Raw genomic sequence first — 24,668 nt, 5'->3', positions numbered from 1 at the left:
TGGCCGGAAACAGGGTCCGCGACCCCACCCGGCCCCGCCCCCGTTCACCGTCAGCAGGAGACAGCCACCATGTCACTCACTCGCAGGGACTTCGCCGTACGCTCGGCGGCCACCGGCGCGGGCGTCGCCCTGGCCGGGTCCGTCGGCGCGCTCGCCACGGCGCCGGGCGCCCTCGCCGCCACGGACGACTTCGACGACGCCGCTCTCGCCGGCAAGGGCCACGGCCACGACCACGGGCACGGTCACGGCCACCACGGCGCCGGATACGGTGAGCTGCGCTCCGACCCCAAGGGCATCCTCGCGCTGCCCGCCGGGTTCTCGTACAAGATCGTCACCTACTGCGGGAAGACGAAGCTGGAGTCCGGCGAGTTCACGCCGTCCAACCACGACGGCACCGCCACCTTCGAGGGCCCGCGCGGCGCCACCCTGCTCGTCAACAACCACGAGCTGGCGGGCGCCCGCGCCGACTGGCCGCACCCGGTGCCGCTCACCGAGGGCCTGGTCTACGACCCGATGGCGGCCGGCGGCTGCACGGTCGTCGAGGTGCGCCGCGGCGGCGAGGTCGCCGAGTGGGTCGGCATCGCGGGCACCGCCACCAACTGCGCGGGCGGCTCCACCCCCTGGAACACCTGGCTGACCTGCGAGGAGACCGAGGACAAGGCCGGCAAGAACGGCTTCACCAAGGACCACGGCTACGTCTTCGAGGTCGACCCCGCCGATCGACGCGCCAACCGCTCCCCGAAGCCGATCAAGGCCCTCGGCCGGTACGCGCACGAGGCGGTCGTCGTCGACCCGAAGCGCGGCGACATGTACCTCACCGAGGACGCCTCGGGCCCCAACGGCCTGCTCTACCGCTGGGTCCCGCCGCACGGCTTCCGCCACGGCCGCGGCAAGCTCCGCACCCTAGCCGACGACGCGGGCGTCCTCCAGGCGTTCAAGTGCTTCGACTCCGGCGGCCGATTCGTCGACGACCTGTCCCGCGCCACGAAGACCGGCACGGTCTACGGCGTCGACTGGGTCGACGTCCCCGACCGTGATGCCAAGACGGTCTCCACGCGCAAGCAGTTCAAGGACGGCGAGGTCACCCGCGCCCGCAAGCTGGAGGGCATGTGGTGGGCGGACGGCGGCGCCTACGTCGTCTCCTCCTTCGCCCGTTCCGAGAGCCCGGTCGCGCACGACGGCCAGGTCTGGTTCTACGACCCGAAGCGCCGCACGCTGACCCTGAAGGTGCTGCTCGGCGTCAACCCGGACCCGTCCGTCGACGGCGCCTTCGACGGCCCGGACAACATCACCGTCTCCCCGTACGGCGGTCTGGTCATCGCCGAGGACGGCGAGGGCGTCCAGCACCTGTTCGGCGCGACCGAGCGCGGCAACACGTACCCGATCGCGCGCAACGAGCTGAACATCGGCACCGCGGAGGAGCCGGAGTACAGCGAGTTCACCGGCGTCACGTTCTCGCCCGACGGCCGCACCCTGTACGCCAACATCCAGACGCCAGGCATCATGCTGGCGATCACCGGCCCCTGGAAGCGCCAGCGCTGACCCAGATGCGCAACAGCCGGGTTCTCAGCCCAGCGGGTCCACCGGAGGCGCCTCCCGTTCGCAGGCGATCCGGTGGACCCTGCGCCGTACCGCGAACCAGCCGGCCACGAGCGCGAGCGCGATCGGGATGAGCAGCAGGACGGTGTCGCGGCCCGGTCCTTCCGTGTCGAACCACATCATGACGAGCACCGCGAGCAGGAACGCGATCGTCACCAGCTCGGTCCACGGCGAGCCCCACAGCCGGAAGCCGGGCCGCCGCACGAGCCCTTGCTTGGCGCGGCGCACGAACACCAGATGGCAGAGCATGATCATGCACCAGGTGGAGATGACGCCGAGCGAGGCCACGTTGGTGACGATCCCGAACGCGTCTTCGGGCAGCCATGCGTTGAGCGCGACGCCGAACAAGGCCACCGTCGACGTCAGCAGGATGCCCGCGTAGGGGACATGGCTGCGGCTCATCCGCGCGGTGAAGGACGGCGCGGATCCGGCCATCGCCATCGAGCGCAGGATGCGGCCCGTCGTGTAGAGCCCGGAGTTCAGGGACGACATCGCGGCCGTGAGCACGACCAGGTTCATGATGCCGCCCGCCGCCGGGACGCCGATCTTCGACAGGACCGTCACGAACGGGCTCTCGCCCGCCGAGTACGCCGTCCATGGCAGCAGCAGCGTCAGCATCACGACCGAGCCGACGTAGAAGACGGCCACACGCCACATGATCGAGTTCACCGCCTTCGGCACGATCGTCTCCGGGTCGGCGGTCTCGCCCGCCGTCACGCCGACCATCTCGACCGCCGAGTACGCGAAGATCACCGTCTGCGTGATGAGGATGACGGGCAGCACGCCCATCGGGAACCAGCCGCCGCTGTCGCTGATCAGCGAGAGACCCGCCGCATGGTCCTCGATCTCCTGGCGCGACGCCAGGAAGAAGACGCCGATCAGCAGGAACACCACGATCGCGGCGACCTTGACGATGGCGAACCAGAACTCCATCTCGCCGAAGCTCTTGACCGAGATCAGGTTCACCGTGAGCACGATGGCGAGGGCGATCGCCGCGAGCACCCACTGCGGTACGGAGGTGAACATCGACCAGTAGTGCACGTACAGCGCGATCGCCGTGATGTCGGCCATGCCGGTGGTCGACCAGTTCAGGACGTACATCCAGCCCGCGATGTACGCGCCCTGCTCGCCGAGGAACTCGCGCGCGTAGCTCACGAACGAGCCGGAGGACGGCCGGTGCACGACCATCTCGCCGAGCGCCCGGACGACGAAGAACGCGAAGACGCCGCTGACCGCGTACGCGAACGCCAGCGCGGGGCCCGCCTTGGCGAGGTTGCCGCCCGCGCCGAGGAAGAGCCCCGTGCCGATCGCGCCACCAATCGCGATCATGCTGATGTGCCGGGGTTTCAGGGCCTTGCTGTAGCCGAGGTCGCCCGCGTCGGCGACGCCCTCCGCGGCCGTGGGATCGTCCGGCGAATGTCCTGAGTGGGAGTCTTTGTGCAGGTTCACCCCGGGAACTCTCGCATTGCGCGGCGCCGATCGGTGGCTTACGCAACCGGTCCTGTGCCGTGTCGTCCGTACGGGGGAGGGGGCGCGCCGTACGGGGGAGGGCGCGCTCCGTTCGGGGGAGGGGCCCGGAAAATTGGCCTTCGGTAAGGGAACGGTAAAGCGGAGTCGCTCGTTGTCCCCGGTATGACAGCAATGACCCCAGGTTCGAACATCCCGCTCACGGCGCAGCGTGTGGCGGTGGACGTCTCGGCCCCCGTGCGGCTCGACGTGTCGGGCCTGCTGCTCACCGCCGACGGCAAGGTGCGCTCGGACGACGACTTCATCTTCTACAACCAGCCCGCGGGCCCCGGTGTCACGTACACGTCGGGCGGGGGCACGAGCCCCGACTCGATCACGGTCGACACCACCGCCGTCCCGCCGGGCATCGAGAAGATCGTCGTCACCGCGAGCCCGGACGCCGCGGGCCAGACGTTCCAGGGCATCGAGCCGACCGCCACGATCCGCAGCGCGGACGACGGCTCGGTCCTGGCCACGTTCACGCCGCCGCAGCTCGGCACGGAGACGGCCCTCGTCGTCATGGAGGTCTATCTGCGCAACGGGGCATGGAAGGCCCGCGCGGTGGGCCAGGGCTACGCCAACGGCCTGGCCGGGATCGCCACCGACTTCGGCGTCTCGGTCGAGGAACCGGCGGCGCCCGCGGCTCCGGCCGCGCCCGCCGCCCCGCCCGTCGCCGCCCCCGCCGCGAGCCCGGCCGCCGCCATGCCCGCGCCGACCACCCCGCCGGTCGACCCGCGCATCGCGCCGCCCCCGCCGCCCGCCGCGGCGCCCGCCGCACCGGCCGCGCCCGCGCCCGGCTCGGGGAAGATCAACCTCGACAAGGGCCGGGTCTCCCTCCAGAAGAACCAGACGGTGTCCCTGGTCAAGGGCGGCAAGCCGCTGCTCAGCCAGGTCAAGATGGGCCTTGGCTGGGAGCCCGCGTTCCGCGGCAAGGACATCGACCTGGACGCGTCGGTGATCGCGTACGGCCCGCAGCGCAACCACATCGACAGCTGCTACTTCGGCAAGCTCTCGATCGTGAACGGCGCGATCAAGCACTCCGGCGACAACCTCACGGGCGAGGGCGCGGGCGACGACGAGGTGATCGTCGTCGACCTGGGCCGCCTGCCGCAGGAGGTCACGGGCCTGGTCTTCACGGTGAACTCGTTCTCGGGCCAGAAGTTCACCGACGTCGCCAAGGCGTACTGCCGTCTGCTCGACGCGGCGAGCGGCGAGGAGCTGGTCCGCTTCGACCTGACGAACGCGGAGGCGCAGACCGGCGTCATGATGGCCAAGCTCATCCGGCAGTTCTCCGGCGAGTGGGAGATGACGGCGATGGGCGACTTCGTGAAATCGCGCACGGTGCGCGGCATGGTGAAGCCGGCGGCCCAGGCGCTCTGAGGCCGGGACCGGCTACCGCTGGTTGCGCGGGTGGGAGCGGGCCTGGCGCTCGTTCCCCCTGCGGTAGTTCCCGGTCCAGCGGGCCATGACCAACTGGTCGTCGCCCGAGGCCACTTCGGCCAGGAATCTCTCGGCCCGGGCGCCGCGCAGGACGCCCGCGTCGCGCCCGGAGTGAGTGATCGTGACGCTGCCGTCGGCGCGCCGCGTGTAGGTGAATCCGTGGGGTGTGGGCACGGCCGGGAGAGTAGTCCCGGCCGTGCCCGGCGTTCCAGTGGATTACGGCACGACGACGATCTTCCGGCCGACCCCGGACGCGAACTGGTCGAGCGCCTGCGGGTACTGGTCGAGCGGCAGTCGGTCGCTGATGAAGACTTCCGGGTCGAGGACGCCGCCCGCGAACAGCTCGGCGGCCCGCTCGTAGCTGTGCAGGACGGCCATCGAGCCGGTGATGGTGATCTCCTGGTTGTAGATCCGGTACGGGTCGATCTCCACCCGGGTCGCGTAGTCCGCGACGCCGAACTGGAGGAACGTGCCCGCCTTGGCGACGCGGCCGAGGCCGTCCTGGATCGCCGCCGCGTTGCCGGTCGCGTCGATGACCACGTCCCAGCCCTCGGGCCGGTCCAGCTCGTCGGCGTTCGCGGCGGAGGCCGAGACGCCGAGCTGCTTGGCCGTGGCGAGCCGCTCCGGGTTCAGGTCGACCACGTCGACGCTCGCCGCGCCCGTGCGCTTGGCCAGCTCCAGCATCATCAGCCCCATGGTCCCGGACCCGTAGATCAGGACGTGCGAGGCGAGCCGCGACTGGAGCACGTCGTAGCCGCGCACCGCGCAGGACAGCGGCTCGATGAGGGCCGCGTCCTGGGTGCGTACGTGGTCGGGGAGGCGGACGCAGTTGGCGACGGGGGCCAGCGCGTACTGGGCGGCGCCGCCCGCCGTGGTGACGCCGATGGCGGCCCAGCGCTCGCAGAGGTTGCCGCGCCCCGCACGGCAGAAGCGGCACTCGTGACAGTGCAGCGAGGGGTCGACGGCGACCCGGTCGCCGACCCGCACCTCGGTGACGGCGCTGCCGACCTCGGCGACCGTGCCCGCGAACTCGTGGCCCGGTACCACCGGCAGCGTGGGGGCGAACTCGCCCTGCCGGATGTGCAGATCGGTCCCGCACAGGCCGCAGGCCGCCACCTCCACGACGACGTCGCGGGGCCCCGGCGTGGGGTCCGGCACCTCCCCGACGACGACCTTGCCGACGGACTCGACGATCGCGGCCTTCATTTCACAGCTCCCAACGACAGGCCCTGGACCAGCTTGTCCTGGGCGGCGAACCCCGCGGCGAGCACCGGCAGGGAGATGACGAGCGACGCGGCGCACACCTTCGCCAGGAACAGGCCCTGGCTGGTGATGAAGCCGGTCAGGAAGACGGGGGCGGTCTCGGCGACGACGCCGGTCAGCACCCGTGCGAAGAGGAGTTCGTTCCAGCTGAAGATGAAGCAGATCAGCGCGGTCGCCGCGATGCCGGGCAGCGCGATCGGGGCCACCACCCGGGTCAGCACGGTGGGCAGCCGGGCGCCGTCGATCTGCGCGGCCTCGATGACCGCGACCGGCACCTCCGCGAGGAACGAGTGCATCATCCACACCGCGATCGGCAGGTTCATCGAGGTGTAGAGGATGACGAGCAGCCAGATGTTGTCGAGGAAGTCGGTGTTCTTCGCGAAGAGGTAGAGCGGAAGGAGCCCCGCGACGACGGGCAGCATCTTCGTGGAGAGGAAGAAGAAGAGAACGTCGGTCCACTTCTTCACCGGCCGGATCGACAGCGCGTACGCCGCCGGCAGGGCCAGGAGCAGGACGAAGAGGGTCGAGGCGAGCGAGGCGACCGTCGAGTTGATCAGCGCGGGCCAGGGGCTGGCGCCGCCGCCCGCGCCGAAGAACTCGCGGTAGCCGTCGAGGGTGAGCGAGGCCGCGAAGGACGGCGGGTTCGTCGCCGCGTCCTCCTCGGAGTGGAAGGAGGTGAGCACCATCCAGGCGATGGGCAGGAAGAAGATGATGCCGAGCAGCCAGGCGGCGAGACCGAGACCCTGGGTCTTGAGAAAGCCCTTTTTCGGGGGCTGGTTCTGGCTGATGCCGGTGGAGGTCATCCGCGTGACACCTCCTCACGGAACAGGGACGACACGACGCGCAGCGCGAACGTCGCGATGATGATCGAACCGATGACGACCAGGACGCCGGCGGCCGAGGCCAGGCCGTTCTCGTGGGCCTGGTAGAAGCTCTGGTAGACGGTGTAGGGCAGGTTCGCCGTGCCCAGGCCGCCGGAGGTGAGCGTGAAGACGGCGTCGAAGTTCTGCACGATGTAGATCGAACCGAGCAGGGCGCCCAGCTCCAGGTAGCGACGCAGATGCGGCAGGGTGAGGTGGCGGAAGATCTGCCACGGGCTCGCCCCGTCCATCCGGGCGGCCTCGATCTGTTCGGCGGAGCGCGACTGCAGGCCCGCGAGCAGGATCAGCATCATGAACGGTGTCCACTGCCAGATCAGCGCCATCTCCACCGCGATCAGCGGGGTGTTGGAGATCCAGTCCGGCTGCGGCCCGCCGACGTAGTGCAGGAGACCGTTGAGCAGCCCGTACTCCGGGTTGTAGAGCACGTGCTTCCAGAGCAGCGCGGCCGCCACGGGCACGACGAGGAACGGCGCGATGAGCAGCGTACGGACGAGACCGCGCCCCCGGAACTTGCGGTCGAGGAGCAGGGCGAGCCCGAGCCCGACGACAAGACTCACGATGACGACCGTGACGGTCAGGATGATGGTCGTCAGGACGGATTTGCGCAGGTCGGCGTCGGAGAGGACCTCCGAGTAGTTGCCGAACCAGGTGAAGTGGCGGGCGTCCGGGTAGAGCGCGTTCCAGTCGAAGAGGGAGATCACCAGCGTCGCCACGAACGGCAGCTGGGTCACGACGATCATGAAGATCAGGGCGGGCAGGAGGGGCGCGCGGGTGGCCCAGGCGCGGAGCCTGCCCGGCGCGTCGGGGCGGGCGTCGGGCACGCGGGTGGCGGCGGCGGGGGCCGCGGGCACCGGCGGCGTCGATGTGCTGGTCATCGGCCCTCGTACTCCTTCGCGATGTCGGCGGCGAGTTCTTGGGACTTCTTCAGGGCCGAGTCGACGGACTGGCGCCCGGCGATCGCCGCGCTGATCTCCTGCGAGACCTTGGTGCCGAGGTCGGTGAACTCGGGGATGCCGACGAACTGGATGCCGGGCGCGGGCCGCTTCTGCACACCCGGGTCGCGCGGCCGGGCACCCTCGATGGCGGTGCGGGTCACGTCGACGAAGGCGGCGGCCTCGCGCCGGTACGCCGGGATCTCGTACGTCGAGGCGCGCTTGCCGGCCGGGACGTCGGACCAGCCGACCTTCTCGCCGACGAGCTTCTCGTACCCCTTGCCGGACGCCCAGGAGATGAACTTCCAGGCGTTGTCGGGGTTGTGGGACGCCTTCTGCAGGCCCCACGCCCAGGTGTAGAGCCAGCCGCTGCCCTCGGTCTTCACGACGGGCGCGGGCACGTACCCGATCTTGCCCTTGACCGGGGAGTTCGCGGACTCGAGGGAACCGGCGGCGGAGGTCGCGTCGTACCACATGGCCGTCTTGGACTGAGTGAGGTTGTTGAGGCACTCGGCGAACCCGGCCTGGGCCGCGCCCGACTCGCCGTGCTCGCGCACGAGGTCCACGTAGAACTTCGTCGCGTCCTTGAAGCCCTTGTCGTCCAGGCGCGCGGTCCAGTCCTTGTCGAACCAGGTGCCGCCGAAGGTGTTGACGACCGTGGTCAGCGGCGCCATCAGCTCGCCCCAGCCGGGCAGGCCGCGCAGGCAGATGCCCTTCATGCCGGACTCCGCGCCGTCCACCTTCGCGGCGAGGTCGGCGACCTGCTGCCAGGTCGGCCGGTCGGGCATCTTCAGCCCCTTCTTCGCGAAGACGTCCTTGCGGTACATGAGGAAGGACGACTCACCGTAGAAGGGCTCACCGTAGAGCTTGCCGTCGTCGCCGGTCAGCGACTCGCGCATGGGCTTGAGGATGTCCTGCTGATCGAAGCCGGTGTCCTCCCGCACGTACGGATCGAGGTCGTGCAGCCAGCCGTTGCGCGCGTAGATGGGGATCTCGTAGTTGCTGAGCGTCGCCACGTCGTACTGGCCCGCCTGGTTGGCGAAGTCCTGGCTGATCTTGTCGCGGACGTCGTTCTCGGGCAGCACGGTGAAGTTGACCTTGATGCCGGTCTCGCGCGTGAAGTAGCGGGAGGTCAGCTTCTGCAACTGGGTCATCTGCGGGTTGTTCACCATCAGTACGTTGATGGCGTCGCCGCCCGTACCGAGCCCGCCGGCGCCGGCCCAGCAGCCGGACAGGAGGGGGATGAGCAGCGTCCCTGCGGCGGCCGTGGCGAGCAGGGCGCCCGGCGGCCTCCGTCGGCTCTGGGTTCGCATGGTTGCTCCTGGACTTATGGGGCGTGTGGGGATGAAGGGGAAACAGGGAATACAGGGGATGCGGTTTCGGGCATGGGGGTGCCCGAGCGGTGGTGCGGGGTGTTCTTGCTGGTGACGTGTGCTGGTGACGTGTACGGGGTCAGACGCGGATGACCTGCGGGCCCATCAGTGAGTACCGGTGTGCTTCGGACGTGGGGAGCTGGCTGCCGGTGACGATCGCTTCGAGCGCGCCCACGGGTGCGAACCGGCAGAAGCTGACCGCCCCGAACTTGGTGTGCACGCCCGTGAAGACCGTGCGCCGGGCCGCCCTGATGGCCTGCGCCTTCACCTCGCTGACGGCGGGATCGGGGGTGGTCAGGCCGTGGTCGCGGGAGATGCCGTTGGCGCCGATGTAGGCGAGGTCGATGACGAACCCGGCCAGCATCTTCGTCGTCCAGTGGTCGACGGTGGCGAGCGTGCCCGCGCGGACCCGGCCGCCGAGCAGCAGCACGGTGGTGTTGTCGGCCTCGGCGAGCGCGCCGGCCGTGGCGAGGGACGCGGTGACGACGGTCAGCGGCCGGTCGCGGGGGAGCGCCTCGGCGATGAGCTGCGGGGTGAACCCCTCGTCGATGAAGACGGTCTCGGCGTCGCCGAGCAGATCGGCGGCGGCCGAGGCGATCCGCCGCTTCTCCGGCACGTGCATCGTCGTACGGAACGCGAGCGTCGTCTCGAACCCGGCGCTCTCCACCGGGTACGCCCCGCCGTGCGTGCGCCGGACCAGGCCGTGGTCCTCCAGGGCGCGCAGGTCGCGGCGGACGGTCTCCTTGGCGACGCCCAGCTCGATCGCGAGTTCCGTGACGTCGACGGAGCCGGTGCGGCGTGCGGTCCGCACGATCTCCCGCTGACGTTCCTCCGCACTCATGCCGACGCGCCTCCCTGGCAGCAGCTCCGTTGCCCGTTCGGGCCCGGAAGGGCCCGCACCGGAAGTTTTACCGGCGCCGGGCGGCGGTGACCAGGCCTGTTGCGGACAAGATGCTGCCCGTCTCGGCCCGTTCGGAAAGCGGGCCTCCCGGCGCGGACCTGCGGAGAAGCGGTGCGGCGTGCCTGTTCGGGCGCCCTGAATGCCCGAACAGCAGGGCGGACGGGCCCGTTCGGTGCCCGTCCGCCCTGCTGCCCGTTCGAAGAGAGGTGCTCAGTACGGCCAGATCGGGGGGTCGTTGATGAAGCGGCCGCCCATGTACTGGTGGGCCGGGTTGTCGTCGGTCAGGGGGCCGAACTCGGCGAGGAGGGTTTCCGCGTACTCCTCCGAGTCGTCCTGGGGGTCGTAGCCGAGGGCGCGGGCGCTGGTCAGGTCCCACCAGAGGCGGGTGTTGGCGGAGGAGCCGTAGACGACGGTGTGGCCGACGTCCGGGGCGGTCAGGGCCGCGTGGAAGAGGCGGGCGCCGTCCGCGGGGCTCATCCAGACCGACATCATGCGGACGTCGGTCGGCTCCTTGAAGCAGGAGCCGATGCGGACGGAGACCGTCTCCACGCCGTGCTTGTCCCAGTAGAACTGGGCCAGGTCCTCGCCGAAGGACTTCGACAGGCCGTAGTAGGTGTCGGGGCGGCGCAGCGTCGAGACCGGGACCAGCGGGGCGCCGTCCTCCGTGTGCGGGCGCGGGGTGAAGCCGATCGCGTGGTTGGAGGAGGCGAAGACGACGCGGGGGGCCCTGCCGTCCGCGCGGGTCTCCGCCTCGGCGCGCACCGCCTCGTAGAGGTGGTAGGTGCCCTTGATGTTCGAGTCGAGGATCTTCTCGAAGGTGGACTCGAGGGAGATGCCCGCCAGGTGCAGCACGCCGTCGACGCCGCGCACCGCCTCGCGCAGCGCCTCCGTGTCGTTGAGGTCGGCGACGATCGCGTCCGGCGCGTCGGGGATGGGGCGCACGTCGAGCAGCCGGAGCCGGTGGCCGTGCGCGGGCAGCAGCTCCCGCATGAGGGTGCCGAGTCCGCCGGCGGCGCCGGTGAGGAGAATGGTGCGGGGGCCGGCGGGTGGCGAGGACGGCGAGGGCACTGACATGTGCGGGTCTCCGTGTCTGTGAGCTGCATTCACATGCGTGGACACATGCGGGGCCACGGTAAGGAGCGCCCTCCGAGCCCGTCAAGGGTGGTGTTCGCCCGGCGAGTTCGGGGCGGGTCCAAGTGCTTGACCGTCCCCTTTGCGGCGGCTTACCGTGAGCGCGTTCAGAAATATAGACGCGGATCAAATACGTGCACATGATCAACCTCATGTACAGGGAGAGCCCGTGACCTCAGCCGCCCTCGCCGCCCGACTCAGCGTCCCCAGCGGTCCGCTGTTCTTCCCCGTCACCGCGTACGGGCCCGACGGCGACGGCACCGGCGCCGCCATCGACCTCGACACCTACCGCACCCATGTGCGGCGCGGCGTCGAGGCCGGGGCCGCCGCCGTCTTCGCCTGCTGCGGCACGGGGGAGTTCCATGCGCTCGCCCCGGAGGAGTTCGAGGCCTGCGTCGCCGCCGCGGTCGAGGCGGCCGAGGGCCGGGTGCCCGTCGTCGCGGGCGCCGGATACGGCACGGCTCTCGCGGTTCAGTACGCGCGTCTGGCCGAACGGGCGGGCGCGGACGGGCTGCTGGCGATGCCGCCCTACCTTGTCGTGGCCGGACAGGAGGGGCTCCTGCGCCACTACACGCAGCTCGCCGAGGCGACCTCCCTCGACGTCATCGTCTACCAGCGCGACAACGCCGTCTTCACCCCGGAGACGGTCGTCGAGCTCGCCCGCCACCCCAAGATCCTCGGCCTCAAGGACGGGCTCGGCGACCTCGACCTGATGCAGCGCACGGTGAGCGCCGTACGCGGCGAGGCACCGGACGCGGACTTCCTCTACTTCAACGGGCTGCCCACCGCCGAACTCACCGGCCTCGCCTACCGCGGCATCGGCATCACCCTCTACTCCTCCGCCGTCTTCTGCTTCGCACCCGACATCGCGCAGGCCTTCCACACAGCGCTCAACTCGGGCGACGACGCGACCGTGAACAAGCTCCTCGACGGCTTCTACCGGCCGCTCGTCGAGCTGCGCAATCAGGGGAAGGGGTACGCCGTCTCCCTGGTCAAGGCCGGTGTACGGCTGCGCGGGCTCGACGTCGGCGAGGTCCGCCCGCCGCTCCAGGAGCCGACCGGGGAGCACGTCAAGCGGCTCGCCGAACTGATCGAGCGCGGCCAGGCGCTCCTCGAAAGCGCCGAGGCGGGTGACGCGTGAAGGTCTCCGCGTTCGTCTACCCCTGGGACGTCAACGGCGACCCGGACGCCGCCCGCCGCATCGCCGACCTCGGCGTCCAGCAGGTCACCCTCGCCGCCGCCTACCACTCCACCCGCGCCCTCACCCCGCGCCACCCGCGCCACCGCGTCGTCACCGCCGAACACGCCTCCGCGCTGTATCCGGTCGACGAACAGCGGTGGCGGGGGCGGGAGCCGAGGCCGTACCCCGCCGGGGAGTGGGCCCCCGGCGACGCCTACGGCGAAGCCGCCGCCGCCCTCGCCGACGCCGGGCTCGACGTCCACACCTGGGTCGTCCTCGCCCACAACAGCCGCCTCGGCGCCGAGCACCCGGACACCTCCGTCCGCAACGCCTACGGCGACCGCTACCCGTGGGCCCCGTGCATCGCGCAGCCCGCCACCCGCGCCTACCTGACCGACCTCGCCGCCGAGGCCGCCACCCGGCCCGGCGCGCGCGGCACCGAACTGGAGTCCCTCGGCTGGTACGGCCTCGCCCATCTGCACGCCCACGACAAGACGGCCGGCGTCGCCCTCGGCGAGGCCGGGCAGTACCTGATGTCCCTGTGCTTCTGCGCGGCCTGCGGGCGGGGGTACGCCCAACACGGCCTGTCCGCACAGCAATTGGCGGAAGCCGTCCGTTCCGCCCTCGAACCCCTCTGGCGCGGCCACGCCTCCGACGACGGCTGGCCCACCGTCGAGAAGCTCCTCGGCGCCGAGACCGCCGCCGCCACCCGCGCCCACCGCGACGCGACCGCCCGCTCCCTCCAGGAAGCCGCGGTGGCGGCGGTGCGGGAGGCGGCCCCGCCGGGGTTCCAGGTGCTGCTCCACGCCGACCCGGTCCCGTACCACTGCGGCGCCAACGTCGGGGTCGACCCCGCGCACATCCTCTCCGTCGCCGACGGCGTCGTCGTGCCCTGCACGGGCGGCGCGGGTCTGCTGCGCCCGTTCGTCGCGCAGGGCAGGGGAGTGGTCGCCGCGAACCTGACCGTCGTACGCGGGATGGGCGGCAGCCCCGGCACCCTCGCCGAGGACGCCCGCGCCGCCCGCGACCTGGGCGCGGACGAGCTGCGGCTCTACCACGCGGGGCTCGCCTCGGACGCGGACCTGGCCGCGGTGAAGGAGGCGCTCGCCGAGCTGTGACCGCGCGCGGCGATGAGTTCCGGGTCCCCGGCGAGTCCACCTTGCCGGAGAACCCCGTACTCACCGGAAGGGCGCCCCATCGTCATGAGTGACACCGCAGTGGACCTCGGCCCCCAGGCCCGCATCGTCGCGCGCCTCGCCCACGGCGTCCGCGAGGACCAGCTCGGCCTGCCCACCCCGTGCCCCGACTACACCGTGCGCGAGCTGCTCGGCCACCTCGTCGGCCTGGCCGCCGGGCTGCGCGCCGCCGGACGCAAGGAGACCGAGGGCAGCGATCCGGGCCCCGGGCTGCCCGAACTCCCGGCCGACTGGCGCGCCGCCCTGCCCAAGGCGCTGGACGCGCTGGTCGACACCTGGAGCGAGCCCGCGGCCTGGGAGGGCATGACGCGGGCGGGCGGGCTCGACCTGCCCGGCGCGGTCGCTGGCCTGGTCACCGCCGACGAGCTGGTCGTGCACGGCTGGGACCTGGCCCGCGCCACCGGCCAGGCCTACCTCCCCGACGAGGCGGCGGTGCGGGCCGCCCGCGACCTCCTCGCACCGGCGGCCCCGCAGGGCGGCGCCGAGGACGCCGACGCGGAGAACGGCGACGGCCTGTTCGGGCCCATCGTGCCCGTGCCCGACGACGCCCCGCTGCTCGACCGCGTCATCGGCCTGAGCGGCCGCGACCCGGCCTGGAAGGCGTAAGCGGAGTTCCGTCGACCGCTTCCAACTGCCCTTCGTGGGGACGCACTTGAGCACCCCGCGAAGGGCAGTCGTCTTTTTCGGAGCCGCCCGAACTTCTTTCGTCGGAAGCGTTGACGAAACATCGCCGTGCTTCTAGCTTCAACGCGTCGTACTTCGTACGTCATATATGAGACGCGATACGCGATACGGGATGCACGAACAGCGACACCCGTACCGCCGCACCCACACGCGAGAGGCGCGCATGACCTCAGTGCCCACTCCGATCCCCTCCTCCCGTACGCAGTACGTGCAGGACGAGATCAAGCACCGCATCCTGACCGGGCAGTTGAGGCCGGGCCAGCCGCTGGTGGAGACCGACCTCGCCGCGCAGTTCGGCGTCTCCAAGACGCCGGTGCGCGAGGCGCTCAAGACCCTGGCCGGGACCGGACTCGTCGTGATGAGCCAGTACAAGGGCGTCACGGTGCGCATGGTGGACGCGGACATGGCCCGCGAGGTCTACGACGTGCGCCTCCTCCTCGAACCCGAGGCGCTGCGCCGCACCGTGCACCGCCGCGCCTCCCTCGACGTCGCCCGCGAGGCACTGGAGCGCGCCGCCACCGCGAGCGACACCGCCCAACGCTCGCTCGCCAACCGGGAGTTCCACCGCGCGCTCTACGTCCCGTGCGGCAACCCGCTGCTCGGCAAGATGCTCGACGAGGTCCGCGACCAGGCCGCGCTCGTCTCCGCCGTGGCCTGGGCCGCGCACCCCTCCTGGGACCGGGAGGCCGCCGAGCACCAGGAGATCCTGGAGCTGGCCCTCGCCGGCGACGCGCAGGGCGCCTCCCGCGCGCTGCGCGACCACATCGCCTCGTTCGTGCGGCGGGCGTTCCCCGAGATCGAGATCCTCGGCCCGGACCAGCCGAAGCAGCAGCCGAACCAGAAGGGTGAGCCGCGCTCATGACAGGCACGACAGCGTCGTACGCGTTCCAGACCCAGCGGACCGCGCTGGCCGACGTGGTGGCGATCCCCGTGACCCCGTTCGCCGAGGACGGGACGGTCGACGAAGCCACCTACACGGCCCTGCTGCGGCGGCTGCTGGACGCAGGGGTGCGCACGCTCACCCCGAACGGGAACACCGGCGAGTTCTACGCGCTGACCCCGCAGGAGCGCCGCCTCGTCACGGAGCTGACCCTCGCGGAGACGGGGGAGCGGCCCGGCACCTCGGTCCTGGTCGGCGTCGGCCACGACGTGCCGACCGCCGTCGAGGCCGCCCGCCACGCCCATGATCTCGGCGCCGACATGGTGATGGTGCACCAGCCCGTGCACCCGTACGTCTCCGAGGGCGGCTGGGTCGACTACCACCGGGCCATCGCGCGGGCCGTCCCCGAGATCGGCGTCGTCCCCTACCTGAAGAACGCCGCGCTGCCCGGCGCCCGCCTCGCCGAACTCGGCGCGGACTGCCCCAACGTGATCGGCGTGAAGTACGCCGTGCCGGACGCCACGCGGTTCGCCGCGTTCGCGCGGGACGCGGGTCTGGACCGGTTCGTCTGGGTCGCGGGGCTCGCCGAGCCGTACGCGCCCTCCTACTTCTCGGCGGGCGCCACCGGTTTCACGTCGGGGCTCGTGAACGTCGCGCCGGGCGTCTCGCTGTCCATGATCGAAGCGCTTCGATCCGGCGACTATCCCAAGGCCATGAAGGTGTGGGAGCAGATCCGCCGCTTCGAGGAGCTGCGCGGCGCCGACGCCTCCGCCAACAACGTCACCGTCGTCAAGGAGGCCCTCGCCTCGCTCGGCCTGTGCCGCCGCGAGGTCAGGCCGCCGAGCCAGGAGCTGCCGGAGGCGGAGCGCGCCGAGGTCGCCGAGATCGCCGCGGGGTGGTCCATATGACCGGCGACCTGCCAAGACTGGCCCCGGAACAGCTCCGCTCCCACCAGTGGTACGGCACCGAGGGTGCCCTGCGCACCTGGTCGCACAACGCCCGGATGCGCCAGCTCGGCTACGAGGCCGAGGAGTACCGGGGCCGCCCGGTGATCGCCGTCCTCAACACCTGGTCGGACATCAACCCCTGCCACGTCCACCTGCGCGAACGCGCCGAGGCGGTCAAGCGGGGCGTCTGGCAGGCGGGCGGCTTCCCGCTGGAGTTCCCCGTCTCCACGCTCTCGGAGACGTACCAGAAGCCGACCCCGATGCTCTACCGCAACCTGCTCGCCATGGAGACCGAGGAGCTGCTGCGCTCCTACCCGGTCGACGCGGCGGTCCTGCTCGGCGGCTGCGACAAGTCGACCCCGGCGCTGCTCATGGGCGCCACCTCCGCCGACGTACCGTCCCTCTTCGTGCCCGCCGGGCCGATGCTGCCCGGACACTGGCGCGGCGAGACCCTCGGCTCCGGCACCGACATGTGGAAGTACTGGGACGAGCACCGGGCGGGAAATCTGACCGACTGCGACCTGCGCGAGCTGCAAGGCGGGCTTGCCCGTTCGCCCGGTCACTGCATGACCATGGGGACCGCCTCCACCATGACCGCCGCCGCGGAAGCGCTCGGCATGACGCTGCCCGGCGCCTCCTCGATCCCCGCCGTCGACTCGGCGCACGAGCGGATGGCCGCGGCCTCCGGACGGCGCGCGGTCGAGCTGGCCTGGACCGCGCTCAAGCCGTCCGCGATCCTCACGGCGGACGCCTTCGAGGACGCCGTCACCACCGTCCTCGGCCTCGGCGGCTCGACCAACGCCGTGATCCACCTGATCGCCATGGCGGGCCGGGCGGGCGTCCGCCTCACCCTCGACGACTTCGACCGCATCGCCCGTACCGTGCCCGTCCTCGCCAACGTCCGGCCGGGCGGACAGACGTACCTGATGGAGGACTTCTACTTCGCCGGCGGCCTGCCCGCGTTCCTCTCCCGCATTACCGACCTGCTCCACCTGGACCGCCCGACCGTCAACGGCCGCCTCGGCGACCAGCTCGCGAACGCGGCCGTCCACGACGACGACGTCATCCGCACCCGTGAGAACCCGGTCGCCACCGAGGGCGGCGTCGCCGTCCTGCGCGGCAACCTCTGCCCCGACGGCGCCGTCATCAAGCACATCTCCGCCGAGCCGCACCTGCTCAAGCACACCGGGCCCGCCGTCGTCTTCGACGACTACAGGACGATGCAGCGCACCATCAACGACCCGGACCTCGGCATCACCGCCGACACCGTCCTCGTCCTGCGCAACTCAGGACCCAAGGGCGGACCCGGGATGCCCGAGTACGGGATGCTGCCGATCCCCGACCACCTGCTCAAGCAGGGCGTACGCGACATGGTGCGGATCTCCGACGCCCGGATGAGCGGCACCAGCTACGGGGCGTGCGCGCTGCACATCGCCCCCGAGTCATACGTCGGCGGACCGCTGGCGCTCGTCCGCACCGGCGACTCGATCACCCTTGATGTCGCCGCCCGCACCTTGCAACTGAACGTCTCCGACGACGAGCTGGCGCGGCGCCGCGCCGCATGGACCGCGCCCCCCGAGCGCTACGAGCGCGGCTACGGCGCGCTCTACAACGAGCAGATCACCCAGGCCGACACCGGCTGCGACTTCGCCTTCCTGGCCAAGCCGGGCGAGGTCCCCGACCCCTACGCGGGCTGACCCGCGCCCCGTCGCCCTCCCACCGGCACCCAGACCACCCCGCGCCCAGACCCACCGCACCCTCTCTGGAAAGCGCTTTCGAGATCGGAGTCCAGTCATGGCCCAAGCCACTGCCGTGGCGAAAGCCCCGCCCGGCCGGCGCCGCAAGTCGGCCACCCCGCGCAGGCTGCCGTACCTGCTGATCGCCCCCGCCGGGCTGCTGATGCTGGGCTTCATCGCGTACCCCGTGATCAGCGTCTTCTACTACAGCCTCCAGCACTTCAACCCCACCAAGCCGTGGCGCAACGGCTTCGCGGGCTTCGACAACTTCGTCACCGCGTTCACCGACGACCCCGACTTCTGGCACACGCTCGGCTTCAGCCTCCAGTGGGTCGTCGTGCAGGTGGTGCTCCAGCTGCTGCTCGGCCTCGGCCTCGCGCTCGTCGTCAACCAGACCTTCGTCGGCCGCGCGATGGCCCGCGCCCTCGTCTTCTCCCCGTGGGCCGTCTCCGGCGTGCTCACCTCCGCCGTCTGGATGCTGCTCTACAACTCCCAGACCGGCATCACCCGTTACCTCGCCGACGTGGGCGTGGGCAGTTACGGCACCTCGTGGCTGTCGGACACCGCGACCGTCTTCCCGGCCGTCGTCACCGCCGAGCTGTGGCGCGGCGTCCCCTTCTTCGCGATCCTCATCCTCGCCGACCTGCAGTCCGTCTCGAAGGACCTGTACGAGGCCGCCGAGGTCGACGGCGCGAGCCGCTGGCGGCAGTTCCTGCACATCACGCTGCCGCACCTGAAGGACGCGATCATCCTCTCCACGCTCCTTCGTGCGGTGTGGGAGTTCAACAACGTCGACCTGCTCTACACCCTCACCGGCGGCGGGCCCGCGGGTGAGACGACCACCCTGCCGCTGCGCATCGCCTCCATCGCCGTCGACAGCCACGACTTCGGCTACGCGTCCGCGCTGACCTCCATCGCCTTCGTGATCCTCCTCTTCTGCTCGATGGTCTATCTGCGGCTGAGCAAGTTCGGGGGCGAGGAGAAGTGAACGTCAAGGAAGCCCAGTTGACCACTGTCACCGCACCCGACCGCACCACGTCCGGCCGCCACCGCCACCGGCCGGCCCCCGTCCCGTCGAAGAAGGGCCGCTCCTACGACGACGTACCGCGCTGGCAGATCTATCTGCCGCTCGGCGTCTACCTCCTCTTCACGCTGATCCCGTTCTACTGGATGCTGCTCTTCGCGTTCCGGCCCGCCGGGTCCACCTCGCTCGTGCCGTGGCCGCTGACCTTCGACCACTTCGACAAGGTGTGGAACGAGCGGTCCTTCGGGATCTTCTTCCAGAACAGCCTGCTCGTCGGCGTCGCCTCGATGCTGATGACGACTGTCGTCGCCCTCGCCGGCGGATACGCCCTGGCCCGCTTTAACTTCAAGGTCAAGCAGGGCTTCATGCTGGCGCTGCTGTGCTCGCAGTTCATTCCGGGTGCCCTGATGCTGGTCCCGCTCTTCCAGATCTTCGCCAACCTGAAGATGATCAACTCGCTCGGCTCCGTCATCATCGCCGAGACCGTCTTCCAGCTGCCGCTCACGATGATCCTGATCAGCGGGTTCATCAAGAACGTGCCGTACTCCCTGGAGGAGGCGGCCTGGGTCGACGGCTGCGGGCGCTTCCGGGCCTTCTGCGCCGTGGTGCTCCCGCTCCTTCGGCCGGGCCTCATCGCGGTCGGCTCCTTCGCCTTCGTGCACAGCTGGAACCACTTCCTGTTCGCGCTGATGTTCCTCTCGGACCAGGACAAGCAGACGATCCCGGTCGGGCTCGCCACGCTCATGGGCGCCGACTCCGTCGACCTGGGCGCGCTCGCCGCCGGTGGTGTCGTCGCGGCCGTCCCCGTCGTCATCGTCTTCGCGTTCATCCAGAAGTGGCTGGTCACGGGGTTCAGCGCCGGGGCGGTGAAGGGATGAGCGGCCCGCACCCCGCAGCCTCGGGTCCCGCCGAGCCGGTCCCCGTCGTCCTCGCCGGTGCGCGCGGGCACGGCCGCTGGCACCTGAACAACCTGCGGCGCCTCGCCGACGCCGGACGGGTCACGCTCGCCGGGGTCTGCGAACTCAAGCCGCTGGAGGAGCGGGAGCTCGAAGGCTTCGGCCCCGTCGCGCAGGGCGACGACCTCGGCGCCCTCCTAGACACCACCGGCGCCCGCGTCGCGGTCATCTGCACGCCGATCCCCACGCACACGGAGCTGGCGCTGACCGCCGCGCGCCGGGGCGTCCACCTCCTCCTGGAGAAGCCGCCCGCGCCGTCATATACGGAATACGAGCGGATGGTGCGGGGCGTGGCGGAGGCGGGGGTCGCCTGCCAGATCGGGTTCCAGTCGCTGGGCTCGCACGCGATGTCCCATATACGAGATCTCGTGCGCGAGGGCCGCATCGGTGACGTGCTCGGCATCGGCGCCGCGGGGGCCTGGGTCCGCGACGAGGCCTACTTCCGGCGCGCCCCCTGGGCAGGCCACCGCCGCCTCCCCGACCGCGCCGGCACGGGGTACGTGGACGTCGTCGACGGTGTCCTCACCAACCCCCTCGCCCACGCCGTCTCCACCGCCCTCGCCCTCTCCGGCGCGACCGGCGCCGACGACCTCGCCGCCGTCCGCACCGAACTCTTCCGCGCCAACGCCATCGAGGCCGACGACACCTCCTTCGTCGAGATCACCCCGCGCGACGGCGCCCGCGCCCGCGTCACCGTCGCCGCCACGCTCTGCGCCGAGCACGCCGAGGAGCCGTACGTCGTCGTGCACGGCAGCCGGGGCCGGATCACCTTCTGGTACAAGCAGGACCGCGTCCTCGTACAGCGCGCCGGGCACGGTCCCGAGGAGACGGTCTTCGGGCGCACGGACCTCCTGGAGAACCTCCTCGACCATCTGACGTGCGGCGCCGACCTCCTCGTACCGCCCGCGGCGACCGGCGCCTTCATGCGCGTCGTCGAGGAGATCCGGCGCGCCCCGGACCCGCGCGCCCTCCCGGCCGACGCCTGGACCCTTCTCCCGGCCCCTCCGGGCGCGGGCGAGGGCGCGGCCCCCCGCCGTGTCGTGCACGGCATCGACGGACTCGTCGCCGCCAGCGCGGACTCCCTCACCGGCTACGCCGGGCTCGGCGCCCCCTGGGCCCGGCAAGGACTGGAGGCAGCATCGTGAACCACTCCCTCCGACAGATCACCGCCCCCCTCACCCTCAGCTGCGCGGGCCGCCCCGTCGCCCGCTACGACCTGCGCCCCGACGTCGAGCACCGGCTCTCGCCGCGCCCCTGCCTGCACCCGGTCAGCACCCTCGGCGGCACCCCCGTCACCGAGTTCGCGCCCGCCGACCACCTCCACCACCTGGGCGTCAGCGTCGCCGTGCCGGACGTCGCCGGGTTCAACTTCTGGGGCGGCCGCACCTACGTACGCGACCAGGGCCCCACCGACCTCGACAACCACGGCGAGCAGCGCCACGTCGAGTTCAAGCTGTGCGACCCGGACGGCTTCGTCGAGGACCTGGAGTGGACGGCCGGCGGCTGCCTCGTCCTGCGCGAGCGCCGCACCGTCGCCACGACCCGACTCGCGCCGGACGCCTGGGCGCTGGACCTCACCTTCACCCTCACCAACCCGGGCGGCGAGGACATCGGCATCGGCAGCCCCGCCACCAACGGCCGTCCCGGCGCCGCGTACGGAGGCTTCTTCTGGCGCGCGCCCAAGGAAACGGCCCCGCCCGCCGTCTTCACCGCCGCCGCCGAGGGCGAGTCCGCCGTGCACGGCCGCACCGCCGACTGGCTGGCCCTCGCGGGCGACGGCTGGACCCTCGTCTTCGCCGGGGCCACCGCCGAAACCCGCCGCGACCCGTGGTTCGTACGCACAGGGGAGTACCCGGGCGTCGGCTCCTCGCTCGCCTCGCGGGCGCGGCTGCGGATCGGCGCGGGGGAGACCGCCGTGCGCCGCGTCGTCACGGTCGTCGCCGACGGCCGCCTGGACCGGGCCCGCGCCGCCGCCCTGGTCCGCAAGGCGGTGACCGCATGAGCGCCGCCCGCCCGATCACCGGTGACCTGGGCGACGGCACGTACCGCAACCCCGTCCTCGCCGCCGACTGGTCCGACCCCGACGTCCTCCGCGTCGGCGACGACTTCTACCTCACCGCGTCCAGCTTCGGCCGCGTACCGGGCCTGCCGCTCCTGCACTCCCGCGACCTCGTCAACTGGACGCTCGTCGGCCACGCCCTGGACCGGCTCGAACCCGCAGAGGCGTTCACGACGCCGCGCCACGACTGCGGCGTCTGGGCCCCGTCCCTGCGCCACCACGACGGCCGCTTCTGGATCTTCTGGGGCGACCCCGACCACGGCGTGTACCAGATCAACGCGCCGTCCGTCCGCGGCCCGTGGACCGCGCCCCACCTCCTCAAGGCGGGCAAGGGGCTCATCGACGCCTGCCCCCTCTGGGACGAGGAGAGCGGCGAAGCCTTCCTCGTGCACGCCTACGCCCGCTCGCGCGCCGGCATCAAGAACCGGCTCACCGGCCACCGCATGAGCCCCGACGGCCGCGAACTCCTCGACGAGGGGCAGGTCGTCATCGACGGGGACGCGATCCCCGGCTGGTTCACCGTCGAGGGCCCCAAGGCCTACCGGCACGACGGCTGGTACTGGATCTTCGCCCCGGCGGGCAGCGTGGAGACCGGCTGGCAGGGCGCCTTCCGCTCCCGCTCGTTTTTCGGGCCGTACGAGGAGCGCGTCGTCCTGGAACAGGGCGCGACCGACGTCAACGGCCCCCATCAGGGCGGCTGGGTGCGGACCGGCGCGGGCGAGGACTGGTTCCTGCACTTCCAGCAGCGCGGCCCGTACGGGCGTGTCGTGCATCTGCAACCGATGCGCTGGGACGCCGACGGCTGGCCCGTGCTGGGGGACGACGGCGCCCCCGTCCCCGTGCACCGCAAACCGGCGCTGCCCGCGCAGCCGGTCACCGCGCCCGCCACGGACGACGACTTCCCCGGCGGCCGGTTCGGCCGGCAGTGGCAGTGGACCGCCAACCCGCGCGACGGCTGGGCCAGTTCGCACGCCGGGGACGGTCTGCGGCTCACCTGCGTCCGGTCCGCCGACGGGGTCCGGGACCTGCGCCGTGTCCCGCACCTGCTCACCCAGCGGCTGCCCCTGCTCCCGTCCCGGGTGGAGGTGGATCTCAGCCTCACCAGCACCGCGCCCGGCGCCCGGGCCGGGCTCGCCGTCCTCGGCGACGCGTACTCCTGGATCGGCCTGGAGCGCGGCGAGGACGGCACCGCCCGCGCCGTGCACCGGTTCGCCGAGACGGTCGCCGAGGCCGAACGCGACGCCGCGACCGCGCGCCCCGCGCCGGACGGCACGGCCCGGCTGCGGATCGACGTCACCGACGGGGCGCGCTGCCGCTTCGCCCTCGACACCGGCGACGGCGCCGGCTTCCTGCCCTCGGGCCAGGTCTTCGCCGCGACGCCCTGGCGCTGGGTCGGCGCGCTCCTCGCCCTGTTCGCGGCGGCACCGCCCGGTCCGGGACCGGCCGGCACCGCCCTGTTCACGCACTTCCAGATCACCACCGCGACACACCCTCAGTTGGATCCAGAAGAAGAGAGCCGACCATGAACATCCGCATGCGCAAAGGCGCGCTCCGCACCGGTACCGCCCTCGCCCTGACCACCGTCCTCGCGCTCACCGCGACCGCCTGCGGCGACGACGGCAGCGGCGCGGGCGGTGACAAGGGCGACGAGGGTTCCGGCAAGGGTGAGATCACCTTCTGGGACAACAACACGGCGGTGCGCCGTGACGTCTGGATGGAGATCATCAAGGACTTCGAGAAGGCGAACCCGGACATCAAGGTGAAGTACGTCGGCATCCCCGCCGAGAACGTGCAGTCCAAGTACGACACCGCGATCCAGGGCGGCGGACTCCCGGACGTCGGCGGCGTGGGCACCGCCATGCTCGCCGGGATCGCCGCGCAGAACGCCCTCGAACCCCTCGACGACCGGCTCGCCACCAGCTCCCTCAACGGCAAGCTCAACGACGCCTTCGTGGAGTCCGTGAAATCGGCGGGCGGCTCGGGCTCGAAGCTGTTCACCGTCCCGACCTCGGCCAACAACGGCGTCCTGTACTACCGCACCGATCTGTTCAAGGCGGCTGGCGTGGAGGCGCCGACGACGTGGCCGAAGTTCTTCGACGCCGCCGCCAGACTCACCGACACCGGGAAGAACAAGTTCGGCTACACCATCCGCGGCGGCGAGGGCTCCATCGCGCAGGCCCTCGACGCGATGTACGGGCAGAGCGGCATCACGTCGTTCTGGGACGCGGACAACACCAAGACCACGGTCAACGACCCGAAGAACGTGACCGCCCTGGAGAAGTACGTCGGCCTCTACAAGAAGGCCACGCCGTCCGCCGACGTCAACAACGACTTCACCAAGATGGTCGCCCAGTTCGACAGCGGCCAGATCGGCATGCTCAGCCACAACCTGGGCTCCTACGAGGACCACGTGAAGGCGTTCGGCGACAAGTTCCGCGGCCTGCCGAGCCCGACCGGTGAGAGCGGCACCCGCGTCCAGGTCTCCAACCCCGTCGACGGGCTCGGCCTCTTCAAGGCGAGCAAGAACAAGCAGGCCGCCTGGAAGTTCATCGAGTTCGCCGCCTCGCACGCCTCGAACAGCAAGTGGAACGAGCAGGCCAAGCAGATCCCGGCCAACACCGACGCCGCCAAGGACGCCTGGGTGCAGAAGTCCGAGCCGACCCGGCTCGCCGCCGAGGCGCTCTCCTCCGGCTCCACCAAGATCGTGAACCTGCCGTACTACCTGCCCGACTGGAACACCATCTCCAAGGCCGACAACGAGGACGACCTGCAGAAGGTCATGCTCGGCAAGCAGTCCGCCAAGAAGTTCCTCGACACCCTCGCCGAGCAGCTGAACAAGGCTCAGGACGAGTGGAAGGCGCAGGCCAAGTAGGGCCCGAGGCCGCCACGCGCCCGTACGAGACCGGTCCGGCGGCGGGATGAACCAGGCTGCCCCGCCGCACTCCCGCCGCCGGATCCTCCAGCCACCCCGCAGACTCCC

The 24,668-nt window shown here is 71.3% G+C and carries 22 protein-coding genes; 14 read left to right on the top strand and 8 right to left on the bottom strand.

Features of this window, described 5'->3' with window-relative positions; translation table 11 throughout:
• The first annotated feature begins 69 nt into the window (after positions 1–69).
• On the top strand, positions 70–1,542 hold the full coding sequence (locus N5I75_RS08000; protein WP_476675740.1) for an alkaline phosphatase PhoX: 1,473 nt from the start codon (positions 70–72) through the stop codon (positions 1,540–1,542).
• Between the two features lie 24 nt (positions 1,543–1,566).
• Here the strand turns inward: N5I75_RS08000 and N5I75_RS07995 are convergent, their stop codons facing one another.
• Positions 1,567–3,042 carry an amino acid permease gene (locus tag N5I75_RS07995; RefSeq protein ID WP_476676965.1) on the bottom strand — a complete coding sequence of 492 codons (1,476 nt, stop codon included), beginning with the start codon at positions 3,040–3,042 and terminating at the stop codon, positions 1,567–1,569.
• A gap of 198 nt (positions 3,043–3,240) precedes the next feature.
• Here N5I75_RS07995 and N5I75_RS07990 point away from each other — a divergent pair, with 198 nt between their 5' ends.
• Positions 3,241–4,485 carry a TerD family protein gene (locus N5I75_RS07990; RefSeq protein ID WP_476675738.1) on the top strand — a complete coding sequence of 415 codons (1,245 nt, stop codon included), beginning with the start codon at positions 3,241–3,243 and terminating at the stop codon, positions 4,483–4,485.
• A gap of 12 nt (positions 4,486–4,497) precedes the next feature.
• Here the strand turns inward: N5I75_RS07990 and N5I75_RS07985 are convergent, their stop codons facing one another.
• From N5I75_RS07985 to N5I75_RS07955, 7 genes are all read right to left on the bottom strand, one after another.
• Complete coding sequence (locus N5I75_RS07985; protein ID WP_476675736.1) at positions 4,498–4,719, bottom strand: hypothetical protein; 222 nt, start codon at positions 4,717–4,719, stop codon at positions 4,498–4,500.
• Between the two features lie 42 nt (positions 4,720–4,761).
• Entirely contained in the window at positions 4,762–5,751 is a 990-nt protein-coding gene (locus N5I75_RS07980) for a zinc-dependent alcohol dehydrogenase family protein (protein ID WP_476675734.1), read from the bottom strand.
• A complete protein-coding gene (locus N5I75_RS07975) occupies positions 5,748–6,611 on the bottom strand; it encodes a carbohydrate ABC transporter permease (RefSeq protein WP_476675732.1) in 864 nt (287 codons plus the stop codon). The genes N5I75_RS07980 and N5I75_RS07975 overlap by 4 nt, the downstream gene beginning before the upstream one ends.
• Entirely contained in the window at positions 6,608–7,564 is a 957-nt protein-coding gene (locus tag N5I75_RS07970; protein ID WP_476675730.1) for a carbohydrate ABC transporter permease, read from the bottom strand. The genes N5I75_RS07975 and N5I75_RS07970 overlap by 4 nt, the downstream gene beginning before the upstream one ends.
• Positions 7,561–8,934, bottom strand: coding sequence for an ABC transporter substrate-binding protein (locus N5I75_RS07965; protein ID WP_476675728.1), 1,374 nt, complete (start codon positions 8,932–8,934; stop codon positions 7,561–7,563). Before N5I75_RS07965 ends, N5I75_RS07970 begins: the two co-directional genes overlap by 4 nt.
• Positions 8,935–9,073: 139 nt before the next feature.
• On the bottom strand, positions 9,074–9,835 hold the full coding sequence (locus N5I75_RS07960; protein WP_398197540.1) for a DeoR/GlpR family DNA-binding transcription regulator: 762 nt from the start codon (positions 9,833–9,835) through the stop codon (positions 9,074–9,076).
• A 270-nt stretch (positions 9,836–10,105) separates the two neighbouring features.
• Positions 10,106–10,969: an NAD-dependent epimerase/dehydratase family protein gene (locus N5I75_RS07955; protein WP_476675726.1), complete on the bottom strand. Its 864-nt coding sequence runs from the start codon at positions 10,967–10,969 to the stop codon at positions 10,106–10,108.
• Positions 10,970–11,195: 226 nt separating this feature from the next.
• Between N5I75_RS07955 and N5I75_RS07950 the strand changes: the two genes are divergently transcribed.
• From N5I75_RS07950 to N5I75_RS07895, 12 genes are all read left to right on the top strand, one after another.
• Positions 11,196–12,167 (top strand): 5-dehydro-4-deoxyglucarate dehydratase, encoded by a 972-nt coding sequence (locus N5I75_RS07950; protein ID WP_476675724.1) that lies wholly within the window; start codon positions 11,196–11,198, stop codon positions 12,165–12,167.
• The gene (locus N5I75_RS07945; RefSeq protein ID WP_476675722.1) at positions 12,164–13,324 is read left to right on the top strand and encodes a hypothetical protein; all 1,161 of its coding nucleotides are present in this window, start codon (positions 12,164–12,166) and stop codon (positions 13,322–13,324) included. The genes N5I75_RS07950 and N5I75_RS07945 overlap by 4 nt, the downstream gene beginning before the upstream one ends.
• A gap of 84 nt (positions 13,325–13,408) precedes the next feature.
• On the top strand, positions 13,409–14,008 hold the full coding sequence (locus N5I75_RS07940) for a TIGR03086 family metal-binding protein (RefSeq protein ID WP_476675720.1): 600 nt from the start codon (positions 13,409–13,411) through the stop codon (positions 14,006–14,008).
• Between the two features lie 241 nt (positions 14,009–14,249).
• Positions 14,250–14,948, top strand: a complete 699-nt coding sequence (locus tag N5I75_RS07935) for a GntR family transcriptional regulator (protein ID WP_476675718.1) — start codon at positions 14,250–14,252, stop codon at positions 14,946–14,948.
• Complete coding sequence (locus N5I75_RS07930; RefSeq protein WP_476675716.1) at positions 14,945–15,874, top strand: dihydrodipicolinate synthase family protein; 930 nt, start codon at positions 14,945–14,947, stop codon at positions 15,872–15,874. The genes N5I75_RS07935 and N5I75_RS07930 overlap by 4 nt, the downstream gene beginning before the upstream one ends.
• Positions 15,871–17,610, top strand: coding sequence for an L-arabinonate dehydratase (gene araD, locus N5I75_RS07925; RefSeq protein WP_476675714.1), 1,740 nt, complete (start codon positions 15,871–15,873; stop codon positions 17,608–17,610). The genes N5I75_RS07930 and araD overlap by 4 nt, the downstream gene beginning before the upstream one ends.
• Before the next feature lie 97 nt (positions 17,611–17,707).
• The gene (locus tag N5I75_RS07920) at positions 17,708–18,637 is read left to right on the top strand and encodes a carbohydrate ABC transporter permease (RefSeq protein WP_476675713.1); all 930 of its coding nucleotides are present in this window, start codon (positions 17,708–17,710) and stop codon (positions 18,635–18,637) included.
• Positions 18,638–18,654: 17 nt separating this feature from the next.
• A complete protein-coding gene (locus tag N5I75_RS07915) occupies positions 18,655–19,551 on the top strand; it encodes a carbohydrate ABC transporter permease (RefSeq protein WP_476676964.1) in 897 nt (298 codons plus the stop codon).
• Positions 19,548–20,774: a Gfo/Idh/MocA family protein gene (locus tag N5I75_RS07910; RefSeq protein WP_476675711.1), complete on the top strand. Its 1,227-nt coding sequence runs from the start codon at positions 19,548–19,550 to the stop codon at positions 20,772–20,774. The genes N5I75_RS07915 and N5I75_RS07910 overlap by 4 nt, the downstream gene beginning before the upstream one ends.
• Positions 20,771–21,631, top strand: a complete 861-nt coding sequence (locus N5I75_RS07905) for a DUF6807 domain-containing protein (RefSeq protein WP_476675709.1) — start codon at positions 20,771–20,773, stop codon at positions 21,629–21,631. The genes N5I75_RS07910 and N5I75_RS07905 overlap by 4 nt, the downstream gene beginning before the upstream one ends.
• A complete protein-coding gene (locus tag N5I75_RS07900; RefSeq protein ID WP_476675707.1) occupies positions 21,628–23,214 on the top strand; it encodes a glycoside hydrolase family 43 protein in 1,587 nt (528 codons plus the stop codon). Before N5I75_RS07905 ends, N5I75_RS07900 begins: the two co-directional genes overlap by 4 nt.
• Positions 23,211–24,560, top strand: a complete 1,350-nt coding sequence (locus tag N5I75_RS07895; RefSeq protein WP_476675705.1) for an ABC transporter substrate-binding protein — start codon at positions 23,211–23,213, stop codon at positions 24,558–24,560. The genes N5I75_RS07900 and N5I75_RS07895 overlap by 4 nt, the downstream gene beginning before the upstream one ends.
• Positions 24,561–24,668 lie beyond the last annotated feature (108 nt).

This window comes from Streptomyces sp. R818 (assembly GCF_056172735.1).
Note: the sequence above shows the minus strand (reverse complement) of the source record. Positions and strands in the feature narration are given on the sequence as shown.